Here is a 25,518-nt window from a genome sequence, read left to right as displayed (position 1 = left end):
ATGAAAGCAATCATACTTGCTGGTGGACAATCAGAAAGATTTGGAAAACCAAAAGCATTTGCAAAGATTCATTCACAAATGTTTTATCAACGTATCATTGAAGTTTTAGAAGCTACAAATATGTTTAATGAAATAATTATTAGCACAAATGAAATATTAGCGCATGAATTTGATTATGATAATATTGTTATCGATCATGCTAAAAACAAAGGTAAAGGCCCGCTGGCTGGTATTTACTCTGTCATGAAACAACATACTGACGAAACGCTTTTCTTTGTGATTTCTGTAGATACACCGATGATTACACAAAAAGCAATAAGTAAATTGTATCAATTTATGGTTGAACATTTAATAGAAGATCAACTAGATATCGCCGGTTTCCAAGAAGATGGCATGCCCATTCCAACGATGGCTTTTTATAGTCCACATACGCTTTCTTTTATAGAGGTAGCATTGGAATCAGGTGATTACAGCCTTAAGAATGTCTATTCAAAAGTCAAAAGTGATTGGTTAGATGTGCACGAAATTGGTTCATCTGATTATTGGTACAAAAATATTAATTATCAACAAGACTTAATAGATTTACATCACGACATTAAGAATAGATAGGGGGCTGATCAGATGGTAGAGCAAATAACTGATAAACTTGGGCGTCCAATTCGAGATTTAAGATTGTCAGTTACAGATCGTTGCAATTTTCGTTGTGACTATTGTATGCCAAAAGAAATATTTGGTGATGACTTTGTTTTCCTACCCAAAGATGAATTACTTACTTTTGATGAAATGGTCCGTATTGCTAAAGTTTATACGCGATTAGGAGTCAAAAAAATACGTATTACCGGTGGAGAGCCTCTACTCCGAAGAGATTTATATAAATTAATATACGAGTTGAATCAACTTGATGGTATAGAGGATATTGGTTTAACTACCAACGGTTTATTATTAAAAAAACATGGTCAAAGATTATATGATGCTGGTTTAAGACGTATTAATGTAAGTTTAGATGCGATTGATGACAAAGTGTTCCAAGCTATAAACAACCGGAATATCAAAGCTTCCACAATTTTACAGCAAATAGATTATGCGGTCTCAATTGGTTTTCATGTAAAAGTAAATGTAGTTGTTCAAAAAGGTGTGAACGATGATCAAATTTTACCTATGATTCAATATTTCAAAGATAAGGATATTGAAATACGCTTTATTGAATTTATGGATGTAGGCAATGATAATGGTTGGGACTTCAGTAAAGTAGTAACAAAAGATGAAATGTTAAAAATGATTGAGTCATCATTTGATATAGAACCTGTAAAATCTAAATATTTTGGTGAAGTAGCTAAATATTATCGACATAAAGATAATGGTGCTAAGTTTGGTCTTATCACAAGTGTATCTGAATCATTCTGTTCAACATGTACACGTGCAAGATTATCATCAGATGGTAAGTTTTATGGTTGTCTATTTAGTACCGTAGATGGATTTAATGTAAAGTCATTTATGCGATCAGGCGTGTCAGATGAAGCTCTGTTTGAACAATTTAAAGCTTTATGGAATATTAGAGATGATAGATATTCAGATGAACGTACTGCACAAACAGTAGCTAATAGAAAACGTAAAAAAATCAATATGAACTATATTGGTGGCTGACTTATCAAATACAATCGTTTATGGAGATTGCACTTTTATCACAACATTCATAGCTATTATATTTTTAAGAAGTTCAAATAACTAATAATACGAAAATTATATTCATTTATGAAGTTATTCTAAAATATATTAAGAGTAGGAGATAATTCAAATTTCAATTGAATTATCTCCTACTCATTTTTTTTATAATTTGAACTCATATCTTATGTGAAATGATTTCAAAAATGAGGAAAGATATTTTTATATGAAAATGTATTATACATAAGTAATTTTTTAACGATTAAAGATAATGAACAATAGAAAAAGATTACCATAATCAATTGTAGCTATATAAAAACTTTACAATAGTAAAATTTATTTATCTGTTTCTTTTAAAATAATAGATTTAATGAAGAAAGTGTTATATAATATTTTAAAAGCTTATTCATTATATAAAGCCAATACTAACAATGAAAGTAAATCATGAGGAGGCCAAATTTATGGAAAGTAAAGCATCATTTTATATTACGTCTGAGAGGGCTTTAAGTCAGTTGAAACATTGGTTGAAGTCAGCTCACCGTTTATCTATCGAAGAGTTTGTAGTTCTGTTTAAGGTTTATGAAGCTAATAAAATTAGCGGAAAAGAATTAAGAGATACCTTACATTTTGAAATGTTATGGGACACTAGTAAAATAGATGTTATTATAAGAAAGATTTATAAAAAAGAATTGATTTCAAAAGTTCGATCAGAAACAGATGAAAGACAAGTGTTCTATTATTACACAGATGATCAGTTAAAAGTAATAGATGATATTATAACAGAAATCGAAAACATAAAAGTCGCTTAATCATTAAGGTTACAATCAGATAATAATCATTAACAACAATATAAATTTGAAATAAGCCAAGTGCTAAAATAGCATTTGGTTTTTTTATATATTTGAAAAATAGAATAAACCTAATTCAGTAATAACTATAATATAAATAAACAAATTTCAATTTTAAATATTGTAAAATGTAGACGAATTGATGCTTCAGCCATAAAGTATGTAAAAAAACTGCCAACAATACTTTTGTTGACAGCTAAAAACAATGTTTTTCAGGATATTTAGTTTATTGTTTAATGAAAAGATTAGATATTCATGTGTTTTACTTTTCTACCATGAACAAAGTAATAAATAACTCCAGTAATTAAAACCAGTACACCCATAATAGCGTATAATTGAGCGAATGAAACTGCAGAGGTTACAAATCCTAATATATATGGACCAAAGCCTAGTCCTAAGTCTAAACCAATGAAGTAAGTTGAGGTAGCTATTCCATATTTTGCCGGTGGAGATACTTTGATTGCAATTGCTTGCATACAAGAAGAAATATTTCCGTAACCAGCACCAAGGAGTAATCCCGCAAGAATTAATAACCAACTGTTATTTGTAATACTTAACGTTAAAAAGGTAAGTATTAAAAAGATGAAAGCAGGATAAGCGATGACGTTTTCATTTTTGAGATCCATCATTCTACCAGCGATTGGTCTTGTAATGAGTGATGCAATAGCATAAAAAATAAAGAAATAACTAGATATTGTAACTAAATTAATTTCTTGTGCAAAAAATTGTAAAAATGTCAGAATAGACGAATAAGATAACCCGGCAAGGAGCATAATGATTGCCACAGGTAATGCTTCTTTGGCGATGTAGTTATTAATATTAAATTTTTTACTTTCAGTAGTTTGAGGTTTTATGATATCACGCGTTGTATCGATATTTAACTTAATGAAAAATGAAATGATAAAACTAATGATACCGCACATTAAACAAAGTAAAAATAACAATTGAATTGGGAATGTATTAATAAGTAAAAGGCCAAAAAATGGACCGATTGCAGCGCCGATAACTAAGCTTAAAGAGAATAAACTAATACCTTCACTTTTTCTCTCCTGAGGCGTTGCATATGCAGCAATTGTTCCTGTCGCTGTTGTAGTAACCCCAGTAGCAATACCATTAACTAATCTTGTGAACATTAAAATAGCTAAGGCACCTTCTATAAAATAGAACAATTGTGTGATGATTAATAAGATTAAACCAATGATTAAAATCCGTTTAGGACCTATTTTATTAACGTACTTTCCAGTGATAAATCGTCCGATTAAAGAACCGATAATAAATAATCCGGATACAAGTCCTGCCATACTGTCTGAGGCATGATATTCAGATTTTGTATAACTTGCTATGATAACGATAAGTAAATACATGCATAAGTAGACTAAAAAATTAGTTATGAAATTAATATTAAAATTCTTTGTCCAAATTGGTGTCTTCATCGATGCTGATTGATTCATGTTAAAACTCCTCTTTCTCTAAAATTTTCGCGTGAATAAGTTGTATTGATTGTGTGATATGCTCCAGTTCTGAATCTGACAAACCTGTATTTTTAATGATTTCATCTTGCACTTTATCTACGCGAGTACTAATGCTTTTATAAAGATTTTCTCCTTTTTGAGAAAGTGAAAGCCATTTTTCTCGTTTATCGGTACCTGTTTCTACCGTTAATAAATATTTTTCAGAAAGCACTTTTAATATTTTTCTTGTGGTCGGTTTTTCAATAGAGCGTCGTTTTGAAATTTGTACTAAAGTGGTTGGGGCATTATAGGAAATATCTTTTAAAACGAGCCATTGTGCAGGATAGAGATCAAATGATTCAAAGATGGGTTGGAATAGTTTTGTATATGGTCTATAAATTGCAATGATATTATCAAAGACAAATTTATTTTGCATGAATGCACACCTCCGAAAATAGTTAGCAAAGCTAACTTAATTTTTAAACAAGTTATATTTTAGTCTATTCTGCCAAGGAAATCAATAGCTATTTTTTTAAATATGATTTTTAATCACTATATAAATATGATTTCACAAAAGTAAATTAAATCGTAATCATAGGTTATCAGAAGTAAACGCTTAAACAATTTGTTAGAATAAATATAAAGAAAAAGTAGGGGGATCAAGGTATGCAAGATTTAAAATTAGATCATATCGTTCATTATGTACAACAATTAGATAATTTCAAATTCCCAGGCCATTTATTTACACTATATCAAGGTGGTAAGCATGATAAATTAGGCACATATAATCGTTTAGCGTACTTAAATAATGCTTACATTGAATTACTGGATATTTATAAACCAGAAAAATTGCAAAAAATTGTCAAAAGTGAAGAAGGTCGAGTCTCATTTCCTTCAAAAATCGTTCAAGATCAGTATAAACAAGGACTGAAAACAATAGCATTTCAAACGCAAGATATTACCAAACTAAAAGAAAAACTTGAAGCACAAAATATAGATGTTATAGGTCCTGTAGAAATGGAAAGGGAAAATACTAAAGGAGAAAAGACTACATGGCGCTTGTTATATATAGCTGATCCAGATTATAGAGTTAAACCGCCATTTTTTATTCAATGGAATGAAAATATTGAAACAAGAGAAGAAAAGCTAACATCATTACGGCAAAACGCCTTTAGTATCAAGGGGATTGAAATTAATAGTACAGAAAGAACACATACGGTTGAAAAATGGCAACAGTGGTTTGGGATGGAAATCGTGAATGATACAGAAACGTTCACGACATTAAAGTTGAAAAACGATGATATTGTATATCGTATATACGATGGTGAGTATTCAGGTTATAAAGCGGTTACTTTGAAAGACGATCATACAACTTCACCGTACACTTTAATCATTAGAGGGCTTAAGTACAAAGTTGAAGCGGATTAGTAAATGTAAACATACATACTATGTGCAATAACGACGATGTGTATCACAGAAGTGATTAGTGTTAAAATAGTTAAGTAAGTTCCCCATTTATTTTTATTAGATAAAAGTAGTAAATACACTGTTGCTACAAATGTAAAAACAGCGAGAATGATTCTTAAACTTAGATATGAAACATTAAACGTTGTACTAAATGTTTGGATTACAAAAATTAAATTGATTAAAAAGAGTAATGACAATATAATGATACGCACTAGAACACCTCATTTCGTATCATATTATAGCAAATAATAGGAAATGATGTGAAAGAATGTGTGAAGCAATGTATAATAACAAAGTATGTAATGGTAAAAGGAGATATCAGTTTTTATGGAAAAGATGAATATAACAAATCAAGCTCATGATGCATTTGTTAAAGCGCATCCGCAAGGTGATCTATTACAATTAACAAAATGGGCAGAAACAAAGCGATTGACTGGCTGGTACTCAAAGCGTATCGCAGTAGGTGAAGATGGTGAGATTTTAGGAGTGGCCCAGTTATTATTTAAAAAGGTTCCTAAATTGCCTTATACGTTATGCTATATTTCAAGAGGTTTTGTAACAGATTATAGTAATAAACTCGCATTAGAAACATTACTAGAATACGCAATTCAGATAGCAAAAGAAGAAAAAGCTTATGCAATAAAAATCGACCCTGATGTTGAAGTAGATAATGGTGCTGATGCACTTACACATCTAAGAGCATTAGGTTTTAGACATAAAGGGTTTAAAGAAGGACTTTCGAAAGATTATATCCAACCAAGAATGACAATGATAACACCGATTGATAAGACCGATGACGCTTTAATTCAAAGTTTTGAAAGACGTAATCGTTCAAAAGTTAGATTGGCATTAAAACGTGGTACGAAAGTAGAACGTTCTGATAGAGAAGGTTTGAAAACATTTGCCGAATTAATGAAAATTACGGGTGAAAGAGATGGCTTTTTAACGAGAGATATTAGCTATTTCCAAAATATATATGATGCTTTACATCCCGATGGAGATGCAGAATTATTCTTAGTGAAATTAGAGCCTAAACCCGTGCTTAAGGATTTACGCCAAGATTTAGCGCAGTTAGAAAAGGAAAAAGAAAAGCTAGCTGAAAAAAAACAAGATAAAAAGACATTAAATAAAATAAACGATGCTGACAATAAAATGAAAAAAACGCAAGAACTTATCAATGAGATGGAAGCTTTAGAAGCTAAGCACCCAGAAGGATTATATTTATCAGGTGCATTGCTTGTGTTTGCTGGAAATAAATCTTATTATCTGTATGGCGCGTCATCAAATGATTATCGAGACTTCTTGCCAAATCATCACATGCAATTTGCAATGATGCAATACGCTCGAGCACATGGTGCAAAAACATATGATTTTGGTGGCACAGATAATGATCCCGATAAGGAATCAGACCATTATGGATTGTGGGCATTTAAGAAAGTATGGGGAACTTATTTAAGTGAAAAAATAGGTGAATTTGATTATGTGTTAAATAAACCATTATATCAAGTTATTGAAATTGTTAAACCTAAATTGACTAAAGCTAAAATAAAACTTTCACGTAAATTAAAACGTTAGTAGTTTTGTTTGTGATTTTGTAAAAAAGTAGACACGTTATAAAGTTTTAATATGCAACTTAAACTTTATAACGTGCATTTTTTATGAATTTAGAAAATACATATATAATTAAGCGTAATGAAATTAAATGAAGTATCGCATTAAAATGCTAGTTGAGAGGAGAAAAGATATGATTAAAAAACTATTACAGTTTTCACTTGGAAATAAATTTGCAATTTTTCTTATGGTATTGCTGGTCATTTTAGGTGGTGTGTATTCAAGTGCAAAAATGAAACTTGAATTATTACCTGATGTTGAGCCACCAGTGATTACAGTACAAACAACCATGGCTGGTGCTACACCAGAAACGGTGAAGGAAGAAATTAGTGATAAAATTGATGACCAAATAAGGTCAATGGCAAGTGTGAAAAATGTTAATGCACAATCTATTCAAAATGCTTCTATGGTTTCTGTTGAATATGAAAATGGCACAGATATGGATAAGGCAGAAAACGATTTAAAAAAAGAACTTGATAAAATTAAGTTTGATGATGGTGTGGAAGACCCCGACTTAACAAGGAATTCAATGAATGCTTTTCCAATTGTGGCTTATTCTTTTACCACAAAGGATAATAATTTAAAAGATACAACAAAAAAAGTTAACAATCAGTTACTACCTAAACTTCAAACAATCGATGGTGTACAAAATGCACAATTGAATGGACAAACATCTAGAGAAGTTTCAATTAAATTTGATCAAGAAAAATTACAAGACAGAGGATTGACTGTAGATAGTGTGGAACAATTCTTAAAGGGTGCCACAAGTGAAACCCCGTTAGGTTTATTCCAGTTCGGTAAAACTGAAAAGTCAGTAGTGGTTGATGGCCAATTTACTTCAATAGATGCATTGGAAAACCTTGAGATTCCATTATCAGCTTCAAGTATGAGCACTCAAGGTAACAACAATGAAAATGCAAGTCAAAGTACGAGTGACCAAAGTTCATCACAAGGGGGTAACATGGAAGCAGCAATGCCTACCTCAGATGATCAAGACGGCGAAAATAGCATGCCTTCTGTTAAACTCAAAGACATTGCCAATATTTCAGTTGGTGATGAACGACAATCTATTTCTAAAACAAATGGCAAAGATGCAGTCAATGTACAAGTGACGAAAGCACAAGATGCCAATACTGTTAAAGTAGCAAAAGATACGAAAAAAGAAATTGATGAATTTACCAAAGACAATAAAGATATCAAAGCTACTAAAGTTATGGATACTGCGAAACCAATAGAAGACTCGCTGTATACAATGATTGAAAAAGCAGCACTCGGTACGATTGTTGCCATAATTGTTATATTATTATTTTTAAGAAATATTAGAACAACAGCAATTTCAGTCGTTTCGATACCGATGTCTATATTAATTGCAATGGTTGCATTGAAATTAACAGATGTGTCGTTAAATATATTGACACTTGGTGCGTTAACAGTTGCGATAGGTCGGGTGATCGATGATTCAATTGTTGTAGTTGAAAATATTTATAGACGTTTATCAGATAAAAAAGAAACACTAACTGGTAACAACCTCATTATTAGTGCGACGAGTGAAGTATTTAAACCGATAATGTCGTCGACTATCGTTACTATTATAGTTTTTCTCCCATTGGCGTTTGTCAATGGTTCAGTAGGTGAGATGTTTAGGCCATTTGCATTAGCGATTGCATTTAGTTTACTAGCTTCTTTACTTGTTTCGATTACCATCGTACCTTCTTTAAGTGCTACTTTCTTCAAAAAAGGTGTCAAACAACAGAGAGAAGAAACATTAGGTCTGGTAGGAAGAGGATATAAACGTATACTCCGCTGGTCATTAGCGCACAAATGGATTGTAATGATTTTAAGTACAATCATTTTAATCGCTAGTATCGGTTTAGGGGCCGCTAAACTGGGGACTAGTTTTATCTCAACTGGAGAAGATAAATTCATGGCATTAACTTACACTCCTGAACCAGGTGAGACAGAGCAAGGTGTATTAGAACATGCCGAACAAGTACAAAAATACTTGAACACTAAAGATAAGGTGAAAACAGTTCAGTACTCTGTAGGTGGAGCAACGCCAACGGATCCTACAGGTAGTTCAAATAGTATGGCTATCATGGTTGAATATGAGAGTGATACACCTAACTTTGATGAAGAACCAGATAAAGTATTAAAACATATCAACAAATATCATCATCCTGGAGATTGGGCAAATCAGGATATGGGTACAGGTGGTACAAATAATGAATTAGCAATCACTGTTACTGGTCCATCTGTTGATGCTATCAAAGGAACTGTCAATAAAGTCGAAAAAGAAATGAAACATATTCATGGCATTGCTAATGTTAAGTCTGATTTATCTCAAACATACGAACAATATAATATCAAAGTCGATCAAAATAAAGCTTCCAATTATGGTTTGTCTGCATCACAATTAGCCATGACATTAAATCAGAATACACCTGAGCAAAGTGTCACAACCGTAAAGGAAAATGGTAAATCGATAGATGTGAAAATTAAAGAAGATAAAGAAACGGATTGGACAGAAGAAAAACTTAAAAATGCTAAAATACAAACAGCTACTGGTCAATCTATTGAATTAAGTGATATCGCAAAATTAGAAAAAACAACGACGCCAAACAAAATAGAAACTAAAGCAGGAGACTATACGTCAAAAGTTTCCGGAAAAGTGACAAATGATGATGTTGGCGGGACTTCACAGAAAGTGTTGTCACAGTTAAATAAAATAGATAAGCCGAATAACGTAGACGTCAACATGGGAGGGGCAAATGAAGATATAGGAAATGCAGTAACACAATTATCTATGGCGATGTTAGCAGCAATTATTATAGTTTATTTAGTACTTGTGTTAACATTTAAAGGCGCATTGGCACCTTTCACAATATTATTCTCATTGCCATATACAGTGATAGGTGTAGTGGTTGCATTAGTGGTGACTGGCGAGACAATATCTGTACCTAGCATGATTGGTATGCTTATGCTAATTGGTATTGTTGTAACCAATGCAATTGTGTTAATTGATAGAGTGATTAATAAACAACATCAAGGTATGGCAATGCAAGCGGCACTGTTAGAAGCAGGAGGAACGCGTATCAGACCAATACTTATGACAGCATTAGCAACGATTGGTGCGTTGCTGCCAATGTTATTTGGTCAAGACAGTTCTATTATTATTTCAAAAGGTATGGCAGCGACTGTAGTAGGTGGATTGGTTTCTTCAACCTTATTAACTTTAATTGTTGTACCAGTAATATATGAAATATTATTTACATTAAAGTCAAAAATCTTGAGAAAAAGAAAGTAAAATAAAATGCGGACATACGAGATGACATGCTTTTTGTAGATTTTGTATGTCCGTACTTATATATATGAGCACATGTTTGAATATATAAAATCAGCCCCGATAAGTTTCTTTTAATCAGAAATCTTGTCGGGGCTGATTTATATGTGTGACGTTACAGTATTTTAAAATAGTGGTTTTTAATATAAAACTAAAGTCAAAATAACATAAATTACAAATAAGATAACGCTCATTATATTTAAAATTTGAACGGCTTTTTGGTCTTTTTTGCCGTTTTTGAAAGCTGTAATTTCTACATTACCTATGATAAGCAGTAGGACAATAAAGACCCACCAATTGATTGCTGGGAACGATAATGTTGTAATAGCTACCACGAATAATAAAAGTAAAGACATAATAATACGTAAAATACGCGTTATAATGGTGTTCATTTTAAATATACTTATGTAACTTACGATTAAATATAACACTGGCAAAAATATAAGATACAGTTGCATTTATTACATCCTTTCTATGTTCGCCCTTAATCTTAGCATGTAAGTTATTGATTTACTAGGATGTTATTTATTTTCTTTTTGTCTAATTTCTGAACGTACCTCTGACATTTCTTGCTCTATTTTTTCAAGTTGTTTTATTAAAGGATCCACAGATTGATTAACTGATTCTCTTTTTTCGAGGTCTCCTTGTAATCTAACATAATCATATTTCAGTTCCGCTAATTTATCATTTAAATCCATTCAATTACCTCCATTTTTGTTTAATGTAAGCATTTCGTATATAAGTTGAATTATAACATGGATTCGAAAGCTTCTAAAATGGTTGCCACTTATGTTAAAGTATGAAAATAGAATGAAAACAGATGATTGGATGAAAGAAGGAATAATGTGACCCAACAATTTATCATTATTATATTACTCATTGCATTAGGCTATGTACTCAAACGGATAAATTACTTTAAAGCTAACGATAGTCAAGTCTTTTCAACACTCGTATTAAACATAACATTACCTTCTTTAGTGATTGTTAATTTAAATGGTGCAAGTTTAGATTTGTCACTATCAATATTACCGATAATGATGATATTGTATGGTGTTATCGCTAAGGTCATCGTGATTTGGTTTTTCTTAAAATATGACAATCACATACGTGGAACAGTTGGCATGATGACAGCTTCGCTAAATATTGGTTTATTTGCTTATCCACTTGTAGAAGCGATATGGCCTAAAACAGGAATGATATATTTTGGAATGGCAGATATAGGTGGCGCAATGATTATGTTTGGTGTTACATACTTTGTTGGCAGTTATTTCAGTAGTGCAGGTGATAATTTTGATTTTAAATATTTAGGAAAGAATTTACTTAAATCGGTTCCTTTAATGACATATATCATTATGTTTATATTAAATATGCTTAATATACACTTCCCAGAGCCTGTAATTAAATTTTTCTCTGTACTATCTGGCGCTAATATGCCACTTTCAATGATATTATTAGGTTTGATGCTCAACTTTAGTATTGATAAACGCTTCTTGCCTATTGCTTTAAAGTATTTAGGTTTACATTATGGATTGGGAATCATCGCAGGATTGCTCGTTTACTTCTTTTTACCAGTTGATAATGATATGATTAAAACAACACTACAAGTTGCTTGGTTATTACCAGTAGGTGTTGCTATTATACCTTATTCCATTCAATTTAAGTATAAGACTTTGCCACTCGTTGGAATGGTGAGTAATTTAACGATTTTAATTAGCATTATTATTTTGTATGTATATCAAGCGTTATTTGTTTAATTGATTTTTGGAAGACTATGAAACGATTTGAATATAAAAAATAAGGGTCTGGGACATATCAATGGTGTCCCGGACCCTTAAATATTGAGCATAAGTATTAATGACTAAATGCATGTGTTTGGATTGGCGTGATGACTTTATCCTTTACCTCCCATAAACGCGGGGTAATTAGTCATTCCGCCATCAACGTAAATGGTAGTTCCATGAATATAACTTGCTAAATCAGAGGCAAGAAATCTTGCTACATTTGCGACTTCATTTGCTTCACCAATCTCTTTTGCCGGAATCATTTCTAATGTTTCTGCACGTGTTGCTGGGTCTGAAAATTTTTCTTTTGTATGTTCCGTTACAATTGCCCCTGGTGAAATATTATTAATGCGGATGCCATATTGAGCATATTCCATAGACATTGTTTCCATCATTAATTTTAAACCACCTTTACTAGCAGCGTAATTCACATAGTTAGGCCAAGGGATTTTATCATGTACACTTGAAGTATTAAGAATAACACCTTTTTTATTCTCTTTGAGAAATTGATTAACTGCGGCTTTGGAACCTAAAAAAGCACCTGTTAGGTTAATATCAATTACTTTTTGCCACTCATCTAAAGGCATTTCATGTGTTGGGATTGCTTTTTCAAATCCGGCATTGTTAATCATGATATCTAATGTACCAAAGTGATTTACAGTAGTTTGAATGAGGTGATCAATATCATTTTCTTTAGAGATATCTGCTTGAACTTTTAATGCTTTGCCACCAGCATTTTCAATTAATTTAATTGAGGCTTCTATAGCATCCATATGACGTTCGGATCTGTAGTTTAATACGACATTCGCTTGTTCTTCACCAAACTGCTCTGCCATGGCTTTTCCAATACCACTACCAGCCCCAGTAATAATGACTACTTTTCCTGCTAAATCTTTAAACATTTAAGATTCCTCCTAGTTATTCGGCATAAATTTTGATGAATTAAAGTGTTTAGTCGAATATAGTTTTATAACACTTGATTAAGCTTTAATATTGCCTAAAACAAATGCAGCGATAACGATTAAAATGATACCTGTCCAGATGCCTATCATCTGACGTTTATCTTTTCGTTCACCTAAAAGAAAAATGCCACCAAGTGTAGAAACAATTACTAATAATTGTGAAAATGAGAAACTTGTCGCCACACCTACTTTTGGTTGTGAATAGAACATAAACAAGTTTCCTATACCCCATATGACACCAGGTATTAGATTCCAAACTGTACTTCTAATCGTAGTTTCATGTTTAGCTGATAATATTAATCCACCTATTGCCATACCAATAGATTGGAAAAATAGGGCATTCATACCATCAACACCAAAAATTTGTGCAACTACAACATAGACGACATAACCTACAGTGGAAATTAACAAGATAGGAATTGCTTTACCAAAGTTTTTCGTACTTTCTGAAGCTTCATTTTTACCTTTAATTGAAGTAAGCGCAATACCGCCAACAAGTAAAATCATTGCAACTAAGCCAAGAATTACTTGTGTGCCAGTACTCCATTCACCTAAAAATATAGCACTAAATAAAGTGGTACCTACAAGTTGTAACCCTGTTGAAATTGGCATTGTTTTAGATACGCCAATTAAACTGACTGATTTTAATTGATAACCTTGTCCTAATGCCCAAAAAGCACCAGATATTAAACCTACAATAATGACGATGGGGTCATCGAATTTTGTATTGCCAGTAAGTAATAATAAGATACCTATGATAAGTGCACCGAAAGTAGTCCCTCTGATTTGATTGTAAGGGCCACCACCAACGAGTACATTAATTAAAACAACACTTCCCCAAAATAATGCTGGGAGCAGGGCAATTAATAAATCCATAATTAAGCTTCACTCACTCTCTATTTATTTTTACTTTCCCTTTATAAAACAATCACTGAAGATTGCCCTAGACACTCATTTTAAAGTAAAGGTATCGAATAGTAAAAATATTAGATTACAGTTCAGCTTTTTAATTTTTAAAAAAGTCTATATGGATATTAAAAATGTAAAAATATAAAACACTTATAATTTAAATGTATGCCGCTACGTACTTGAATTTTTTATATTCATAATTAATGTTAAAACCTAATTCGTTGAAACGCTCAACAAGTGTAGTATTTTTACTGCGTATTTTAAAATATATCTTATCAATATCAAAAGTTGAAAAAGCAAAATGTAGAGAATATGATAGTAAATCAAAAGCAATCCCCATTAATCTGTAATCAGAGTGCGAAGAAAAGTATTTGATTTCAGCTATATGGTTGTTTTCAGCGATTTCAAGATATAAATAACCTTTTAATAATCCTTCAGACATGAATATAAATAGGCGATGGTACTCATCTAATGATTTTACAATTTCAGCAGCAGTCATTACATCATGTTTAAATGTTTGATCATGTAATTTACTAAAATAAGGATAGAACGCAGGTTGATATTCAATAATATTTTGTTCATTACCAACATTTCCAATATCTTTTGTAGAAATGAGATAGTAGTCAGTAAAGCTATAGGATGCACCTAATGATTTCATAAACGGTAAGTATTCTTGTTCATGTTCTTCAAAAGAAAAATTAAAATTTGCAGTATCAGGTTTACTTTGAGCTAAAGCATCAAAAAGTTGTGTCATTTCTTCGATAGTAGGCGTAATATTTTTGTGTATGAATGGGCCTAATACTTTATATTTATTATCTTCGTACTTTAAAGCTAAAAGTAACATTGTAATTTCATCTTGATTGTTCACTTGTGCAAATACACCAGGATCCTGTATTGCATTGATAATAACAGACCTAATATCATTATGCATTTGTGGTAATTTGTACAAATAAGAAGCAGATTGATAGTTAGCATTATTCAAAAATTCCAAGATTTGATCGACATCGTTCGGATTTGTTGTTTTCATATAATACCTCCATATGATGAACTATTAAGTTAATTATAAGAACTTTTTCATGTAAATGGAAGTTTTGATGTGCTATATACATGTTACAATAAGAATATCATTGAACTGAAAGGACGAAATTATGAAATCACTCATTATTGCAGAAAAACCTTCTGTAGGTAGAGATATTGCGCAAGCATTAAATATAAATGATAAACGTAATGGTTACTTTGAAAATAATAAATATATTGTGACTTGGGCATTGGGGCATTTAGTTACAAATGCTACGCCAGAACAATATGATAATAATTATAAAGAATGGAAACTTAACGATCTCCCTATTATACCTAACCGTATGAAGACGGTTGTCATAAGTAAGACCAAAAAACAATTTTCTATTGTACAATCATTAATCAATAACAAAAACACAAAAGATATTATTATCGCAACAGATGCCGGTAGAGAAGGTGAACTTGTTGCGCGTTTAATTTTGGATAAATCTCATAATAAGAAACCGATTAAAAGGTTGTGGATTAGTTCAGTAACAAAAAAAGCAATTAAAGATGGCTTTTCAAAATTACAAGATGGTCGTAAATTTAACAATTTATATTATGCAGCACTTGCTCGAAGTGAGGCAGACTGGATTGTTGGTATCAATGCAACGCGTGCATTAACTACGAAATATGATGCACAATTGTCTCTCGGTAGAGTTCAGACACCGACGATACAACTCGTTCAAATGAGACAAAACGAAATTAATCACTTTTCTCCACAAACTTATTTTAAAATGAATATTGTTGCTGGGGGGCTTACATTCCAATGTGTGACGCCAGAGACAAGTAATGATAAATCAGTTTTTGAAAAGATAAAAAGTGAAATCAGTGAGAAAGACGGTTTGATTGAAAGTATTAATAAAAAACATAAAAAGTCCTATGCACCTAAACTGTTCAGTTTAACAGATTTGCAACAAGAGGCATACAAACGTTATCACTATGGTCCAAAAGAAACATTGAATGTTTTACAGACTTTGTATGAAAGACATAAACTAGTAACATACCCACGAACAGATTCTAATTATTTAACTGATGATATGGTAAATACACTAAAAGATAGAATACAAGCTATCATGGGCACATCGTTAAAAGAAATTGCAAAAAAACAATTAACACAATCTTTTTCAATAAATGAAAAATTTATAAATAATCAAAAAGTATCAGACCACCATGCAATTATCCCAACAGAAGTACGTCCAGATATGAATCAACTAACCCAACGTGAAACAAAAATTTATCTGATGATTGCTCAAAGATTTTTAGAAAATCTTATGCCGCCACACGAATACGAGGCTGTATCAATCCAAATTGTAAGTGGGAAATATAAATTCGAATTTAAAGATAAAATCACTAAAAAATTAGGGTTTAAGGCGATTTATGAAACTGAAGCATCAGTAAACGAGCAAATAGAAAAATTAACAAAATCATCCAAATTGCATATCACACAAGCTAAAATTGAGCACCATGAAACAACGCCACCTTCATATTTTAATGAAGGTACATTATTAAAAGCGATGGAAAGCCCACAAAAATTCTTTAAATTAAACAATAAAAAATATAATGAAACATTAAAAGAAACAGGTGGAATTGGAACAGTTGCGACTAGAGCAGATATCATTGAAAAATTATTTAATATGAATGCAATCGAATCACGTGACGGTAAAATCAAAGTTACCTCTAAAGGAAAACAAATACTAGAGCTTGCACCACAAAAATTAACATCTCCGCTATTAACTGCTGAGTGGGAAGAAAAACTATCTTTAATAGAACAAGGTAAATATAATGCCAATCAATTTATATCTGAGATGAAAAATTTCACACATGAAGTTGTCAGTGAAATAAAAGAAAGCGAACAGAATTATAAACACGATAATTTAACCACAACGGAATGTCCTACATGTGGCAAATTTATGATTAAAGTTAAAACTAAAAATGGACAAATGCTGGTTTGTCAGGATCCGAAATGTAAAACTAAAAAGAATATTCAAAGAAAAACCAATGCGCGTTGTCCAAATTGCCATAAAAAAATGATGTTGTTTGGAAAAGGAAAAGAAGCAGTATATCGTTGTGTGTGTGGACATACTGAAACACAAGCACAAATGGATAAACGTCATAAAAATAAAAAATCAGATAAAGTAAACAAAAAAGATTTAAAAAAATATATGAATAACAATGATGGCTTAGAGAACAATCCATTTCAAGATGCGTTAAAAGGTTTGAAATTTTAAATTAATCGAACGAATAGCATTAATTTTGACAAGAAGTTCGTGTTTGCTATTGTAAAATAATGAAATTGGTATTAGAATGTGTAGGTATTTTAAAAAAAGGAGAACTAAACCGTGAAAAAGTATTTCAAGTTTGAAAAACATAAAACAAACTATAAGAAAGAGATACTTGGTGGGCTTACAACTTTCTTGTCAATGGCATATATCTTAGCTGTCAACCCTCAAGTACTAAGTTTAGCAGGCGTAAAAGGTGTTTCAGAAAATATGAAAATGGATCAAGGTGCTATTTTTGTTGCTACAGCACTAGCAGCGTTTGTTGGTTCGTTATTCATGGGCTTGATAGCTAGGTATCCAATTGCCTTAGCACCCGGCATGGGCTTAAATGCGTTTTTCGCATTTACAGTGGTGTTAACAATGGGAATTCCATGGCAAGTAGGTTTGACTGGTGTGTTATTCTCTGGTGTAGTTTTTGCAATACTAACTATGACAGGTTTAAGAGAGACCATTATTAATGCAATACCCTATCAAATGAAAATGGCGGTTTCAGCGGGTATAGGTTTGTTTATTACCTTTGTAGGATTACAAAGCTCAGGAATTATTACTAATAATGATTCTACGTTAGTGACTTTGGGTCATATAACTGATGGTCCAGTATTGTTAACAATATTTGGGATTATAATAACAGTGATTCTGTATGCTGTTAGAGTACCTGGTGCTATATTTATTGGTATGGTACTAACATCTATTTTAGGTATGCTTACAGGATTAATACATACACCAAGTGGCATTGTAGGCAAAGTACCAAGTATTGAACCTACTTTTGGAGCCGCTTTTGAAGCATTCAAAGATCCCGGTCAGTTGTTCACTGTGCAATTTTTAATTGTAATTTTAACGTTTTTATTTATAGATTTCTTCGATACTGCAGGTACACTTGTTGCAGTAGCAACACAAGCAGGTATGATGAAGAATAATAAATTACCGAGAGCTGGACGCGCATTATTTTCTGATTCATTAGCAACGATAGTTGGTTCAATTTTTGGTACGACAACAACAACTTCCTATATTGAATCTACTTCAGGTGTCGCTGTAGGGGCGCGTACTGGATTTGCTAGTGTTGTTACAGGTTTTTGTTTCCTATTAGCGATATTTTTTAGTCCTTTAATGGAAGTAGTAACAAGTGCAGTGACTACGCCAGCGCTTGTAGTCGTGGGTGTGTTGATGGCTGCCAATTTTGCGGAAATAGATTGGAAAAAATTCGAAGTTGCCGTACCGGCATTTATCACGATCATTATGATGCCATTATCTTATTCAATCGCAACTGGTATTGCTTGTGGTTTCATCTTTTATCCAATCACAATGTTGATTTCTAAAAGACATAAAGAAGTCCACCCAATCATGTATGCTTTAATGATATTGTTTATATTATATTTTGTATTTGTTCACGGCTAAATAAAAAATCCTTTTGCAGCGTTTCGTATCGCAGCAAAAGGATTTTTTTGTAAGCACTTATTACTAATAAAAATTTTATAAAAAAGGATGTGTTTCTTCATTATAATATAGCTATCATAACTATATATTTTTAAAACTTCTTATTCTCTTGTTTGTGTTGTGTATAAACAACTTTTGCATGTTTATTTGGAACATAAAGTGGTGTCGAAAAAATAATTAACACAAAGAACAACATTAAAAAGAATAAAATCCAATGCACAATCATACCAACAAAAGGTACAAATGCTAAAAAGGAACCGAAAACACCTAATAAAGGAATCACTAACATTGGTTTAATAGAATTTTGTTTATCGACGACTAATATAATCACGATTACAAAGTAGAGCAATGCATTGATTAATAAAGGTTGCCAACCAAAACTAAAAATAATACTCCCACCTAAAAACGGAATACCATATATAAACTCACCAACAATTAATATTAAACTCAAAATTATAAGCGTTGTACGAATACCACTTTTCATTAATATTCACTCCTAACTAAATAATAGTATAAACGAAATAAATGAAATAGAAATAAAAAAGAACAAATAATCAATTAAAATTACAAACATCAAAAATTTCCGAAAAGAGGTTGAACTGAATAAGTAGTTCAAGTATAATAACAAGGTATGTGTTAGGCAAATAGTAAAAACATTTGCAGAAAAGCTTGATAAATCACTGCTTTTCATGTAACATATCTAATGTTGGACTTTAAGAACACGCGATGAAGCGAAAGGTTACTGACACACCCGGCCGCTTTGCCATGGCGCTGTGTGAGATAGTTTTCGTGGAGAAGTCTATCACTTAAATGTAGACGAATAAGGAGGGAAAATTATGGCAAAACAAAAAATCAGAATCAGATTAAAAGCTTATGATCACAGAGTTATCGATCAATCTGCAGAAAAAATTGTTGAAACAGCAAAACGTTCTGGTGCAGATGTTTCTGGACCAATTCCGTTACCGACTGAAAGATCAGTTTACACTGTAATTCGTGCCGTGCATAAGGATAAAGATTCACGTGAACAATTCGAACAACGTACACATAAACGCTTAATCGATATTGTTAACCCTACACCTAAAACAGTAGATGCTCTTATGGGCTTAAACTTACCATCTGGTGTAGACATCGAAATCAAATTATAATAGAAAAATTTAGGAGGTGGACTTTCGATGACCAAAGGAATCTTAGGAAGAAAAATCGGGATGACACAAGTTTTCGGAGAAAACGGTGATTTAATCCCTGTAACAGTAGTAGAAGCTAGTGAAAACGTAGTATTACAAAAGAAAACTGAAGAAGTAGATGGCTATAATGCAATCCAAGTAGGTTATGCTGATAAAGCAGCTTACAAAAAAGGAAGCAAATCAAGCAAATATGCTAATAAGCCAGCTGAAGGTCACGCTAAAAAAGCGAGCTCAGCACCTAAGCGCTTCATTCGTGAATTCAGAAACGTCAATGTTGATGAATACGAAGTAGGTCAAGAAGTCTCAGTTGAAACATTTGAAGCTGGTGACATCATCGATGTAACTGGCGTATCTAAAGGTAAAGGATTCCAAGGTGCTATCAAGCGCCATAACCAAGCACGTGGACCAATGTCACATGGTTCTCATTTCCATAGATCACCTGGTTCAGTAGGTATGGCATCTGATGCTTCAAAAGTTTTCAAAGGACAAAAAATGCCAGGACGTATGGGTGGAAACACAGTAACAGTCCAAAACTTAGAAGTAGTTCAAGTTGACGCTGAAAACAAAGTTATCTTAGTAAAAGGTAACGTACCAGGTCCGAAAAAAGGATTCTTAGAAATTTCTTCATCAATTAAAGGTAATAAATAATTATAGAGCGAAAGGAGGAAATGCATAATGGCAAATTATGATGTATTAAAAGTAGATGGAACTAAATCAGGTTCAGTTGAATTAAGCGATGCAGTATTTGCAATCGAACCAAACAACAACGTTCTTTTTGAAGCAATTAATTTACAACGTGCTTCATTACGCCAAGGTACACATGCTGTTAAGAACCGTTCAGCAGTACGTGGTGGTGGACGTAAACCATGGAGACAAAAAGGTACAGGACGTGCGCGTCAAGGTACTATTCGTGCGCCACAATGGCGTGGTGGTGGTATCGTATTCGGACCAACACCAAGAAGCTATGCTTACAAAATGCCTAAGAAAATGCGTCGTTTAGCTTTACGCTCAGCATTATCTTTCAAAGCACAAGAAAATAGCTTAACAATTGTAGATACATTAAGTTTTGAAACTCCGAAAACAAAAGAATTCAAAACTGTACTTTCTAACTTAGAACAACCTACAAAAGTGTTAGTGATCACTGAATCTGAAGATGTAAATGTTGCACTTTCAGCACGTAACATCCCAGGTGTTCAAGTAACAACTGCACAAGGTTTAAACGTTCTAGATTTAACAAGCGCTGACAGTGTCGTAATCACAGAAGCAGCTGCTAAAAAAGTTGAGGAGGTGCTCGGATAATGGAAGCAAGAGACGTTCTTAAGCGCCCCGTAATCACTGAAAAATCTTCAGTTGCAATGGCTGAAGACAAATATACATTCGATGTTGATACTCGTGCGAATAAAACACAAGTAAAAATCGCTGTAGAAGAAATCTTTGATGTAAAAGTTGATAATGTGAATATTATTAACTACAAACCAAAGAAAAAACGTATGGGCCGTTACCAAGGCTATACAAACAAACGACGCGTAGCAATCGTTAAATTAAAAGAAGGATCAATCGATCTATTTAACTAAAAAATTACCAATAAGGAGGTAAACGACAATGGCTCTAAAAAAATATAAGCCAATTACTAACGGTCGTCGTAATATGACTAGTTTAGATTTCGCTGAAATTACGAAAACTACTCCTGAAAAGTCACTATTACAACCGCTACCGAAAAGAGCGGGACGAAATCATCAAGGTAAATTGACTGTACGCCATCATGGCGGTGGACACAAACGTCAATATCGTGTAATTGATTTCAAACGTAACAAAGATGGTATCCAAGCAAAAGTTGATTCAATTCAATATGATCCAAACCGTTCAGCAAATATCGCATTGTTATTTTACGCTGATGGAGAAAAACGTTATATTATTGCACCTAAAAACTTAAAAGTAGGTCAAACACTTGAAAGTGGTGCAGAAGCAGATATTAAAGTAGGTAATGCACTACCACTACAAAATATTCCAGTAGGTACTGTTATCCATAATATCGAGTTGAAACCTGGTAGAGGTGGACAAATCGCTCGTTCTGCTGGTGCAAGTGCACAAGTATTAGGTAAAGAAGGTAAATATGTATTAATCAGATTAAGATCTGGCGAAGTACGTATGATTCTTTCAACTTGCCGTGCTACTATTGGACAAGTTGGTAATATCCAACACGAACTTGTTAACGTTGGTAAAGCTGGACGTTCAAGATGGAAAGGTATCCGTCCAACAGTTCGTGGTTCTGTAATGAACCCTAACGATCACCCACACGGTGGTGGTGAAGGACGCGCACCAATCGGTATGCCTTCTCCAATGTCACCTTGGGGCAAACCAACACTTGGTAAGAAAACACGTCGCGGTAAAAAATCATCAGATAAACTTATCGTTCGTGGACGTAAGAAAAAATAAAAATAACTTATTTGGGTGTGCGGCTTAACCGCTGCACGCACATAATAAGAAGGGAGGCGCCACTATGGCTCGTAGTATTAAAAAAGGACCTTTCGTTGACGATCACCTAATGAAAAAGGTTGAAGCTCAAAGCGGAAGCGAGAAAAAACAAGTAATCAAAACTTGGTCACGTCGTTCAACTATTTTCCCTGATTTCATCGGACATACATTCGCTGTATATGATGGACGTAAACATGTGCCTGTATTTGTAACAGAAGATATGGTTGGTCATAAACTTGGAGAGTTTGCACCAACACGTACATTTAAAGGTCACGTTGCAGACGATAAAAAAACAAGAAGATAATATCTAACAGGTAGAGGAGGAAATTGGAATGGAAGCAAAAGCGGTTGCTAAAACAATAAGAATCGCACCTCGTAAAGTTAGATTAGTATTAGATCTAATTAGAGGCAAAAGCGCTGGTGAAGCGATAGCGATTTTGAAATTAACAAACAAGGCTTCATCACCAGTAATTGAGAAATTATTAATGTCCGCTTTAGCTAATGCAGAACATAACTATGACATGAACACAGATGAGTTAATAGTTAAAGAAGCTTATGCTAATGAAGGACCAACTTTAAAACGTTTCCGTCCACGTGCACAAGGTAGTGCAAGTGCGATCAACAAACGTACAAGCCACATTACAATCGTCGTAAGTGACGGTAAAGAAGAAGCTAAAGAAGCTTAATAAAATCTTAAGGAGGGAACACTGTGGGTCAAAAAATTAATCCAATTGGACTTCGTGTCGGTGTAATCCGTGATTGGGAAGCTAAATGGTATGCAGAAAAAGACTTCGCATCATTATTACACGAAGATTTAAAAATCCGTAAGTTTATTGATAACGCATTAAGTGAAGCTTCAGTTTCTCATGTAGAAATTGAACGTGCTGCTAATCGTATCAACATCGCTATTCACACTGGTAAACCTGGTATGGTAATCGGTAAAGGCGGTTCAGAAATAGAAAAACTTCGTAACAAATTAAATTCATTAACAAATAAAAAAGTACACATCAACGTAATTGAAATCAAAAAAGTAGATTTAGATGCTAAATTGGTAGCGGAAAACATTGCGCGTCAATTAGAAAATCGTGCATCTTTCCGTCGTGTACAAAAACAAGCTATTACAAGAGCGATGAAACAAGGCGCTAAAGGTATCAAAACACAAGTATCTGGTCGTTTAGCTGGTGCTGATATCGCTCGTGCAGAACAATATTCAGAAGGAACTGTTCCACTTCATACACTACGTGCTGACATAGGCTATGCACACGCAGAAGCAGACACAACTTATGGTAAGTTAGGTGTCAAAGTGTGGATTTATCGTGGAGAAGTTCTTCCTACTAAGAACACTAGTGAAGGAGGAAAATAATAATGTTACTACCAAAACGTGTTAAATATCGTCGTCAACATCGTCCTAAAACAACTGGTCGTTCTAAAGGCGGTAACTATGTAACATTTGGTGAGTATGGTTTACAAGCAACTACAACGTCTTGGATCACATCTCGTCAAATCGAATCAGCTCGTATTGCAATGACTCGTTATATGAAACGTGGCGGGAAAGTTTGGATCAAAATCTTCCCACACACACCTTACACTAAAAAACCTTTAGAAGTTCGTATGGGTGCTGGTAAAGGTGCCGTTGAAGGCTGGATTGCTGTTGCAAAACCAGGTAGAATTTTATTTGAAGTTGCAGGCGTAAACGAAGAAGTTGCGCGTGAAGCATTACGTTTAGCTAGTCACAAACTTCCAGTTAAAACTAAGTTTGTAAAACGTGAAGAATTGGGTGGTGAAACAAATGAAAGCTAAGGAAATTAGAGACTTAACCACTTCTGAAATCGAAGAACAAATCAAATCTTCAAAAGAGGAGCTTTTTAACCTACGCTTTCAGTTAGCTACAGGACAATTAGAGGAAACTGCACGTATTCGTACAGTAAGAAAAACGATTGCACGTCTAAAAACTGTTGCTCGTGAAAGAGAAATTGAACAAGGTAAGGCTAATCAATAATCAAATTGAAAGAGGAGGTTACTAAAGTGAGCGAAAGAAATGATCGTAAAGTTTATGTAGGTAGAGTCGTTTCCGATAAAATGGATAAAACAGTAACTGTACTTGTTGAAACATACAAAACACACAAACTATATGGCAAACGAGTAAAATACTCTAAAAAATACAAAACACATGATGAAAACAACTCAGCTAAATTAGGGGACATCGTTAAGATTCAAGAAACACGTCCTTTATCAGCAACTAAGCGTTTCCGTTTAGTAGATATTGTTGAAGAATCAGTAATTATTTAATAAACAGTGAAGATAAAGGAGGTTTAACTCATGATCCAACAAGAAACACGATTAAAAGTAGCAGATAACTCTGGTGCACGTGAAGTACTTACAGTCAAAGTATTAGGTGGATCTGGTCGTAAAACAGCGAACATTGGTGACGTAATCGTCGTTACTGTTAAACATGCTACACCAGGCGGCGTTGTCAAAAAAGGTGAAGTAGTTAAAGCTGTTGTTGTACGTACTAAATCAGGTGTACGTCGTAATGACGGTTCATATATCAAATTTGATGAAAATGCATGTGTCATCATTCGTGACGACAAAGGCCCACGTGGTACTCGTATTTTTGGACCAGTTGCGCGTGAATTACGTGAAGGTAATTTCATGAAAATTGTATCATTAGCTCCAGAAGTACTTTAATAAACTATTTATAAATATATAAATTTAAGGAGGTGCCACACATGCATATCAAAAAAGGTGACAACGTAAAAGTTATCGCAGGTAAAGACAAAGGTAAAGAAGGTAAAGTAGTAGCTACTGAACCTAAAAAAGACCGTGTCGTTGTGGAAGGTGTTAACACTATTAAAAAACACCAAAAACCAACTCAATTTAATCCTGAAGGTGGAATCTTAGAAACAGAGGCAGCAATCCATGTTTCTAATGTACAATTATTAGACCCTAAAACGAATGAACCTACTCGTGTAGGTTACAAATTCGAAGACGGTAAAAAAGTTAGAATTGCAAAAAAATCTGGCGAAGAAATTAAATCTAATAATGAATAATTAATT

30 protein-coding genes are annotated in these 25,518 nt (G+C 33.2%); 22 read left to right on the top strand and 8 right to left on the bottom strand.

Annotated features, from left to right (window positions below):
* The 3 genes from mobA (at position 1) to KA833_RS02700 (ending at position 2,471) form a co-directional block, all read left to right on the top strand.
* Entirely contained in the window at positions 1-609 is a 609-nt protein-coding gene (gene mobA, locus KA833_RS02710) for a molybdenum cofactor guanylyltransferase MobA (RefSeq protein WP_210128041.1), read from the top strand.
* 12 nt (positions 610-621) lie between these two features.
* Positions 622-1,644 (top strand): GTP 3',8-cyclase MoaA, encoded by a 1,023-nt coding sequence (gene moaA, locus KA833_RS02705; protein WP_210128043.1) that lies wholly within the window; start codon positions 622-624, stop codon positions 1,642-1,644.
* Between the two features lie 479 nt (positions 1,645-2,123).
* Complete coding sequence (locus KA833_RS02700; protein WP_046208439.1) at positions 2,124-2,471, top strand: SarA family transcriptional regulator; 348 nt, start codon at positions 2,124-2,126, stop codon at positions 2,469-2,471.
* A gap of 284 nt (positions 2,472-2,755) precedes the next feature.
* Here KA833_RS02700 and KA833_RS02695 read toward each other — a convergent pair whose 3' ends face one another.
* Both KA833_RS02695 and KA833_RS02690 read right to left on the bottom strand, forming a co-directional pair.
* Positions 2,756-3,961 (bottom strand): MFS transporter, encoded by a 1,206-nt coding sequence (locus KA833_RS02695; protein ID WP_064209377.1) that lies wholly within the window; start codon positions 3,959-3,961, stop codon positions 2,756-2,758.
* Position 3,962: 1 nt separating this feature from the next.
* Positions 3,963-4,397 carry a MarR family winged helix-turn-helix transcriptional regulator gene (locus tag KA833_RS02690; protein WP_145381656.1) on the bottom strand — a complete coding sequence of 145 codons (435 nt, stop codon included), beginning with the start codon at positions 4,395-4,397 and terminating at the stop codon, positions 3,963-3,965.
* Between the two features lie 230 nt (positions 4,398-4,627).
* Between KA833_RS02690 and KA833_RS02685 the strand changes: the two genes are divergently transcribed.
* From KA833_RS02685 to KA833_RS02675, 3 genes are all read left to right on the top strand, one after another.
* Positions 4,628-5,389, top strand: coding sequence for a VOC family protein (locus KA833_RS02685; RefSeq protein ID WP_046208436.1), 762 nt, complete (start codon positions 4,628-4,630; stop codon positions 5,387-5,389).
* 366 nt (positions 5,390-5,755) lie between these two features.
* On the top strand, positions 5,756-7,003 hold the full coding sequence (locus KA833_RS02680) for a lipid II:glycine glycyltransferase FemX (RefSeq protein WP_210128045.1): 1,248 nt from the start codon (positions 5,756-5,758) through the stop codon (positions 7,001-7,003).
* Positions 7,004-7,172: 169 nt separating this feature from the next.
* Positions 7,173-10,343 carry an efflux RND transporter permease subunit gene (locus KA833_RS02675; protein WP_210128047.1) on the top strand — a complete coding sequence of 1,057 codons (3,171 nt, stop codon included), beginning with the start codon at positions 7,173-7,175 and terminating at the stop codon, positions 10,341-10,343.
* A 176-nt stretch (positions 10,344-10,519) separates the two neighbouring features.
* Here the strand turns inward: KA833_RS02675 and mspA are convergent, their stop codons facing one another.
* Complete coding sequence (gene mspA, locus KA833_RS02670; RefSeq protein ID WP_046208433.1) at positions 10,520-10,837, bottom strand: membrane stabilizing protein MspA; 318 nt, start codon at positions 10,835-10,837, stop codon at positions 10,520-10,522.
* A gap of 63 nt (positions 10,838-10,900) precedes the next feature.
* Entirely contained in the window at positions 10,901-11,077 is a 177-nt protein-coding gene (locus KA833_RS02665) for an SE1832 family protein (RefSeq protein WP_164987263.1), read from the bottom strand.
* A gap of 147 nt (positions 11,078-11,224) precedes the next feature.
* Here KA833_RS02665 and KA833_RS02660 point away from each other — a divergent pair, with 147 nt between their 5' ends.
* On the top strand, positions 11,225-12,133 hold the full coding sequence (locus KA833_RS02660) for an AEC family transporter (protein ID WP_046208432.1): 909 nt from the start codon (positions 11,225-11,227) through the stop codon (positions 12,131-12,133).
* Positions 12,134-12,270: 137 nt separating this feature from the next.
* On the opposite strand, the gene KA833_RS02655 is transcribed toward KA833_RS02660, so the two are convergent.
* From KA833_RS02655 to KA833_RS02645, 3 genes are all read right to left on the bottom strand, one after another.
* The gene (locus KA833_RS02655; protein WP_070657865.1) at positions 12,271-13,062 is read right to left on the bottom strand and encodes a glucose 1-dehydrogenase; all 792 of its coding nucleotides are present in this window, start codon (positions 13,060-13,062) and stop codon (positions 12,271-12,273) included.
* A gap of 78 nt (positions 13,063-13,140) precedes the next feature.
* Complete coding sequence (locus tag KA833_RS02650) at positions 13,141-13,998, bottom strand: RhaT/GlcU family sugar-proton symporter (protein ID WP_046208430.1); 858 nt, start codon at positions 13,996-13,998, stop codon at positions 13,141-13,143.
* Positions 13,999-14,188: 190 nt separating this feature from the next.
* On the bottom strand, positions 14,189-15,058 hold the full coding sequence (locus tag KA833_RS02645; RefSeq protein ID WP_210128049.1) for a GNAT family N-acetyltransferase: 870 nt from the start codon (positions 15,056-15,058) through the stop codon (positions 14,189-14,191).
* Between the two features lie 121 nt (positions 15,059-15,179).
* On the opposite strand from KA833_RS02645, the gene KA833_RS02640 reads away from it, so the two are divergent.
* Both KA833_RS02640 and KA833_RS02635 read left to right on the top strand, forming a co-directional pair.
* On the top strand, positions 15,180-17,318 hold the full coding sequence (locus KA833_RS02640; protein WP_107525446.1) for a DNA topoisomerase III: 2,139 nt from the start codon (positions 15,180-15,182) through the stop codon (positions 17,316-17,318).
* 111 nt (positions 17,319-17,429) lie between these two features.
* A complete protein-coding gene (locus tag KA833_RS02635; RefSeq protein WP_046208428.1) occupies positions 17,430-18,764 on the top strand; it encodes an NCS2 family permease in 1,335 nt (444 codons plus the stop codon).
* Between the two features lie 130 nt (positions 18,765-18,894).
* Here KA833_RS02635 and KA833_RS02630 read toward each other — a convergent pair whose 3' ends face one another.
* On the bottom strand, positions 18,895-19,287 hold the full coding sequence (locus KA833_RS02630; RefSeq protein WP_046208427.1) for a hypothetical protein: 393 nt from the start codon (positions 19,285-19,287) through the stop codon (positions 18,895-18,897).
* A 352-nt stretch (positions 19,288-19,639) separates the two neighbouring features.
* Here KA833_RS02630 and rpsJ point away from each other — a divergent pair, with 352 nt between their 5' ends.
* From rpsJ to rplX, 13 genes are all read left to right on the top strand, one after another.
* On the top strand, positions 19,640-19,948 hold the full coding sequence (gene rpsJ, locus KA833_RS02625; RefSeq protein WP_194375799.1) for a 30S ribosomal protein S10: 309 nt from the start codon (positions 19,640-19,642) through the stop codon (positions 19,946-19,948).
* A gap of 27 nt (positions 19,949-19,975) precedes the next feature.
* Positions 19,976-20,635: a 50S ribosomal protein L3 gene (gene rplC / locus KA833_RS02620; protein WP_046208426.1), complete on the top strand. Its 660-nt coding sequence runs from the start codon at positions 19,976-19,978 to the stop codon at positions 20,633-20,635.
* A gap of 27 nt (positions 20,636-20,662) precedes the next feature.
* The gene (rplD, locus tag KA833_RS02615; protein ID WP_046208425.1) at positions 20,663-21,286 is read left to right on the top strand and encodes a 50S ribosomal protein L4; all 624 of its coding nucleotides are present in this window, start codon (positions 20,663-20,665) and stop codon (positions 21,284-21,286) included.
* Entirely contained in the window at positions 21,286-21,561 is a 276-nt protein-coding gene (gene rplW / locus KA833_RS02610) for a 50S ribosomal protein L23 (protein WP_046208424.1), read from the top strand. Before rplD ends, rplW begins: the two co-directional genes overlap by 1 nt.
* A 28-nt stretch (positions 21,562-21,589) precedes the next feature.
* Entirely contained in the window at positions 21,590-22,423 is an 834-nt protein-coding gene (gene rplB / locus KA833_RS02605) for a 50S ribosomal protein L2 (RefSeq protein ID WP_046208423.1), read from the top strand.
* Between the two features lie 64 nt (positions 22,424-22,487).
* Positions 22,488-22,766 (top strand): 30S ribosomal protein S19, encoded by a 279-nt coding sequence (gene rpsS / locus KA833_RS02600; RefSeq protein ID WP_019468644.1) that lies wholly within the window; start codon positions 22,488-22,490, stop codon positions 22,764-22,766.
* 28 nt (positions 22,767-22,794) lie between these two features.
* On the top strand, positions 22,795-23,148 hold the full coding sequence (rplV, locus tag KA833_RS02595) for a 50S ribosomal protein L22 (protein ID WP_019468645.1): 354 nt from the start codon (positions 22,795-22,797) through the stop codon (positions 23,146-23,148).
* 23 nt (positions 23,149-23,171) lie between these two features.
* On the top strand, positions 23,172-23,825 hold the full coding sequence (gene rpsC / locus KA833_RS02590; protein ID WP_019468646.1) for a 30S ribosomal protein S3: 654 nt from the start codon (positions 23,172-23,174) through the stop codon (positions 23,823-23,825).
* A gap of 2 nt (positions 23,826-23,827) precedes the next feature.
* Positions 23,828-24,262, top strand: a complete 435-nt coding sequence (gene rplP / locus KA833_RS02585; RefSeq protein ID WP_019468647.1) for a 50S ribosomal protein L16 — start codon at positions 23,828-23,830, stop codon at positions 24,260-24,262.
* Positions 24,252-24,461 carry a 50S ribosomal protein L29 gene (rpmC, locus tag KA833_RS02580; RefSeq protein WP_002482620.1) on the top strand — a complete coding sequence of 70 codons (210 nt, stop codon included), beginning with the start codon at positions 24,252-24,254 and terminating at the stop codon, positions 24,459-24,461. Before rplP ends, rpmC begins: the two co-directional genes overlap by 11 nt.
* 26 nt (positions 24,462-24,487) lie before the next feature.
* A complete protein-coding gene (gene rpsQ, locus KA833_RS02575; RefSeq protein WP_019468648.1) occupies positions 24,488-24,751 on the top strand; it encodes a 30S ribosomal protein S17 in 264 nt (87 codons plus the stop codon).
* A 30-nt stretch (positions 24,752-24,781) separates the two neighbouring features.
* The gene (rplN, locus tag KA833_RS02570) at positions 24,782-25,150 is read left to right on the top strand and encodes a 50S ribosomal protein L14 (RefSeq protein WP_019468649.1); all 369 of its coding nucleotides are present in this window, start codon (positions 24,782-24,784) and stop codon (positions 25,148-25,150) included.
* A gap of 41 nt (positions 25,151-25,191) precedes the next feature.
* Entirely contained in the window at positions 25,192-25,512 is a 321-nt protein-coding gene (gene rplX, locus KA833_RS02565; protein WP_040029978.1) for a 50S ribosomal protein L24, read from the top strand.
* The last annotated feature ends 6 nt before the right edge of the window (positions 25,513-25,518 follow it).

Source organism: Staphylococcus sp. GDY8P67P (assembly GCF_017892545.1).
GTDB classification, from domain to species: domain Bacteria; phylum Bacillota; class Bacilli; order Staphylococcales; family Staphylococcaceae; genus Staphylococcus; species Staphylococcus ureilyticus.
Note: the sequence above shows the minus strand (reverse complement) of the source record. Positions and strands in the feature narration are given on the sequence as shown.

Bases quoted from the DNA above. Each gene is read 5' to 3' on its own strand.
- mobA (WP_210128041.1), top strand. From the start codon at position 1: ATGAAAGCAATCATACTTGCTGGTGGACAATCAGAAAGATTTGGAAAA.
- moaA (WP_210128043.1), top strand. From the start codon at position 622: ATGGTAGAGCAAATAACTGATAAACTTGGGCGTCCAATTCGAGATTTA.
- KA833_RS02700 (WP_046208439.1), top strand. From the start codon at position 2,124: ATGGAAAGTAAAGCATCATTTTATATTACGTCTGAGAGGGCTTTAAGT.
- KA833_RS02695 (WP_064209377.1), bottom strand. From the start codon at position 3,961: ATGAATCAATCAGCATCGATGAAGACACCAATTTGGACAAAGAATTTT.
- KA833_RS02690 (WP_145381656.1), bottom strand. From the start codon at position 4,397: ATGCAAAATAAATTTGTCTTTGATAATATCATTGCAATTTATAGACCA.
- KA833_RS02685 (WP_046208436.1), top strand. From the start codon at position 4,628: ATGCAAGATTTAAAATTAGATCATATCGTTCATTATGTACAACAATTA.
- KA833_RS02680 (WP_210128045.1), top strand. From the start codon at position 5,756: ATGGAAAAGATGAATATAACAAATCAAGCTCATGATGCATTTGTTAAA.
- KA833_RS02675 (WP_210128047.1), top strand. From the start codon at position 7,173: ATGATTAAAAAACTATTACAGTTTTCACTTGGAAATAAATTTGCAATT.
- mspA (WP_046208433.1), bottom strand. From the start codon at position 10,837: ATGCAACTGTATCTTATATTTTTGCCAGTGTTATATTTAATCGTAAGT.
- KA833_RS02665 (WP_164987263.1), bottom strand. From the start codon at position 11,077: ATGGATTTAAATGATAAATTAGCGGAACTGAAATATGATTATGTTAGA.
- KA833_RS02655 (WP_070657865.1), bottom strand. From the start codon at position 13,062: ATGTTTAAAGATTTAGCAGGAAAAGTAGTCATTATTACTGGGGCTGGT.
- KA833_RS02650 (WP_046208430.1), bottom strand. From the start codon at position 13,998: ATGGATTTATTAATTGCCCTGCTCCCAGCATTATTTTGGGGAAGTGTT.
- KA833_RS02645 (WP_210128049.1), bottom strand. From the start codon at position 15,058: ATGAAAACAACAAATCCGAACGATGTCGATCAAATCTTGGAATTTTTG.
- KA833_RS02640 (WP_107525446.1), top strand. From the start codon at position 15,180: ATGAAATCACTCATTATTGCAGAAAAACCTTCTGTAGGTAGAGATATT.
- KA833_RS02630 (WP_046208427.1), bottom strand. From the start codon at position 19,287: ATGAAAAGTGGTATTCGTACAACGCTTATAATTTTGAGTTTAATATTA.
- rpsJ (WP_194375799.1), top strand. From the start codon at position 19,640: ATGGCAAAACAAAAAATCAGAATCAGATTAAAAGCTTATGATCACAGA.
- rplC (WP_046208426.1), top strand. From the start codon at position 19,976: ATGACCAAAGGAATCTTAGGAAGAAAAATCGGGATGACACAAGTTTTC.
- rplD (WP_046208425.1), top strand. From the start codon at position 20,663: ATGGCAAATTATGATGTATTAAAAGTAGATGGAACTAAATCAGGTTCA.
- rplW (WP_046208424.1), top strand. From the start codon at position 21,286: ATGGAAGCAAGAGACGTTCTTAAGCGCCCCGTAATCACTGAAAAATCT.
- rplB (WP_046208423.1), top strand. From the start codon at position 21,590: ATGGCTCTAAAAAAATATAAGCCAATTACTAACGGTCGTCGTAATATG.
- rpsS (WP_019468644.1), top strand. From the start codon at position 22,488: ATGGCTCGTAGTATTAAAAAAGGACCTTTCGTTGACGATCACCTAATG.
- rplV (WP_019468645.1), top strand. From the start codon at position 22,795: ATGGAAGCAAAAGCGGTTGCTAAAACAATAAGAATCGCACCTCGTAAA.
- rplP (WP_019468647.1), top strand. From the start codon at position 23,828: ATGTTACTACCAAAACGTGTTAAATATCGTCGTCAACATCGTCCTAAA.
- rpmC (WP_002482620.1), top strand. From the start codon at position 24,252: ATGAAAGCTAAGGAAATTAGAGACTTAACCACTTCTGAAATCGAAGAA.
- rplN (WP_019468649.1), top strand. From the start codon at position 24,782: ATGATCCAACAAGAAACACGATTAAAAGTAGCAGATAACTCTGGTGCA.
- rplX (WP_040029978.1), top strand. From the start codon at position 25,192: ATGCATATCAAAAAAGGTGACAACGTAAAAGTTATCGCAGGTAAAGAC.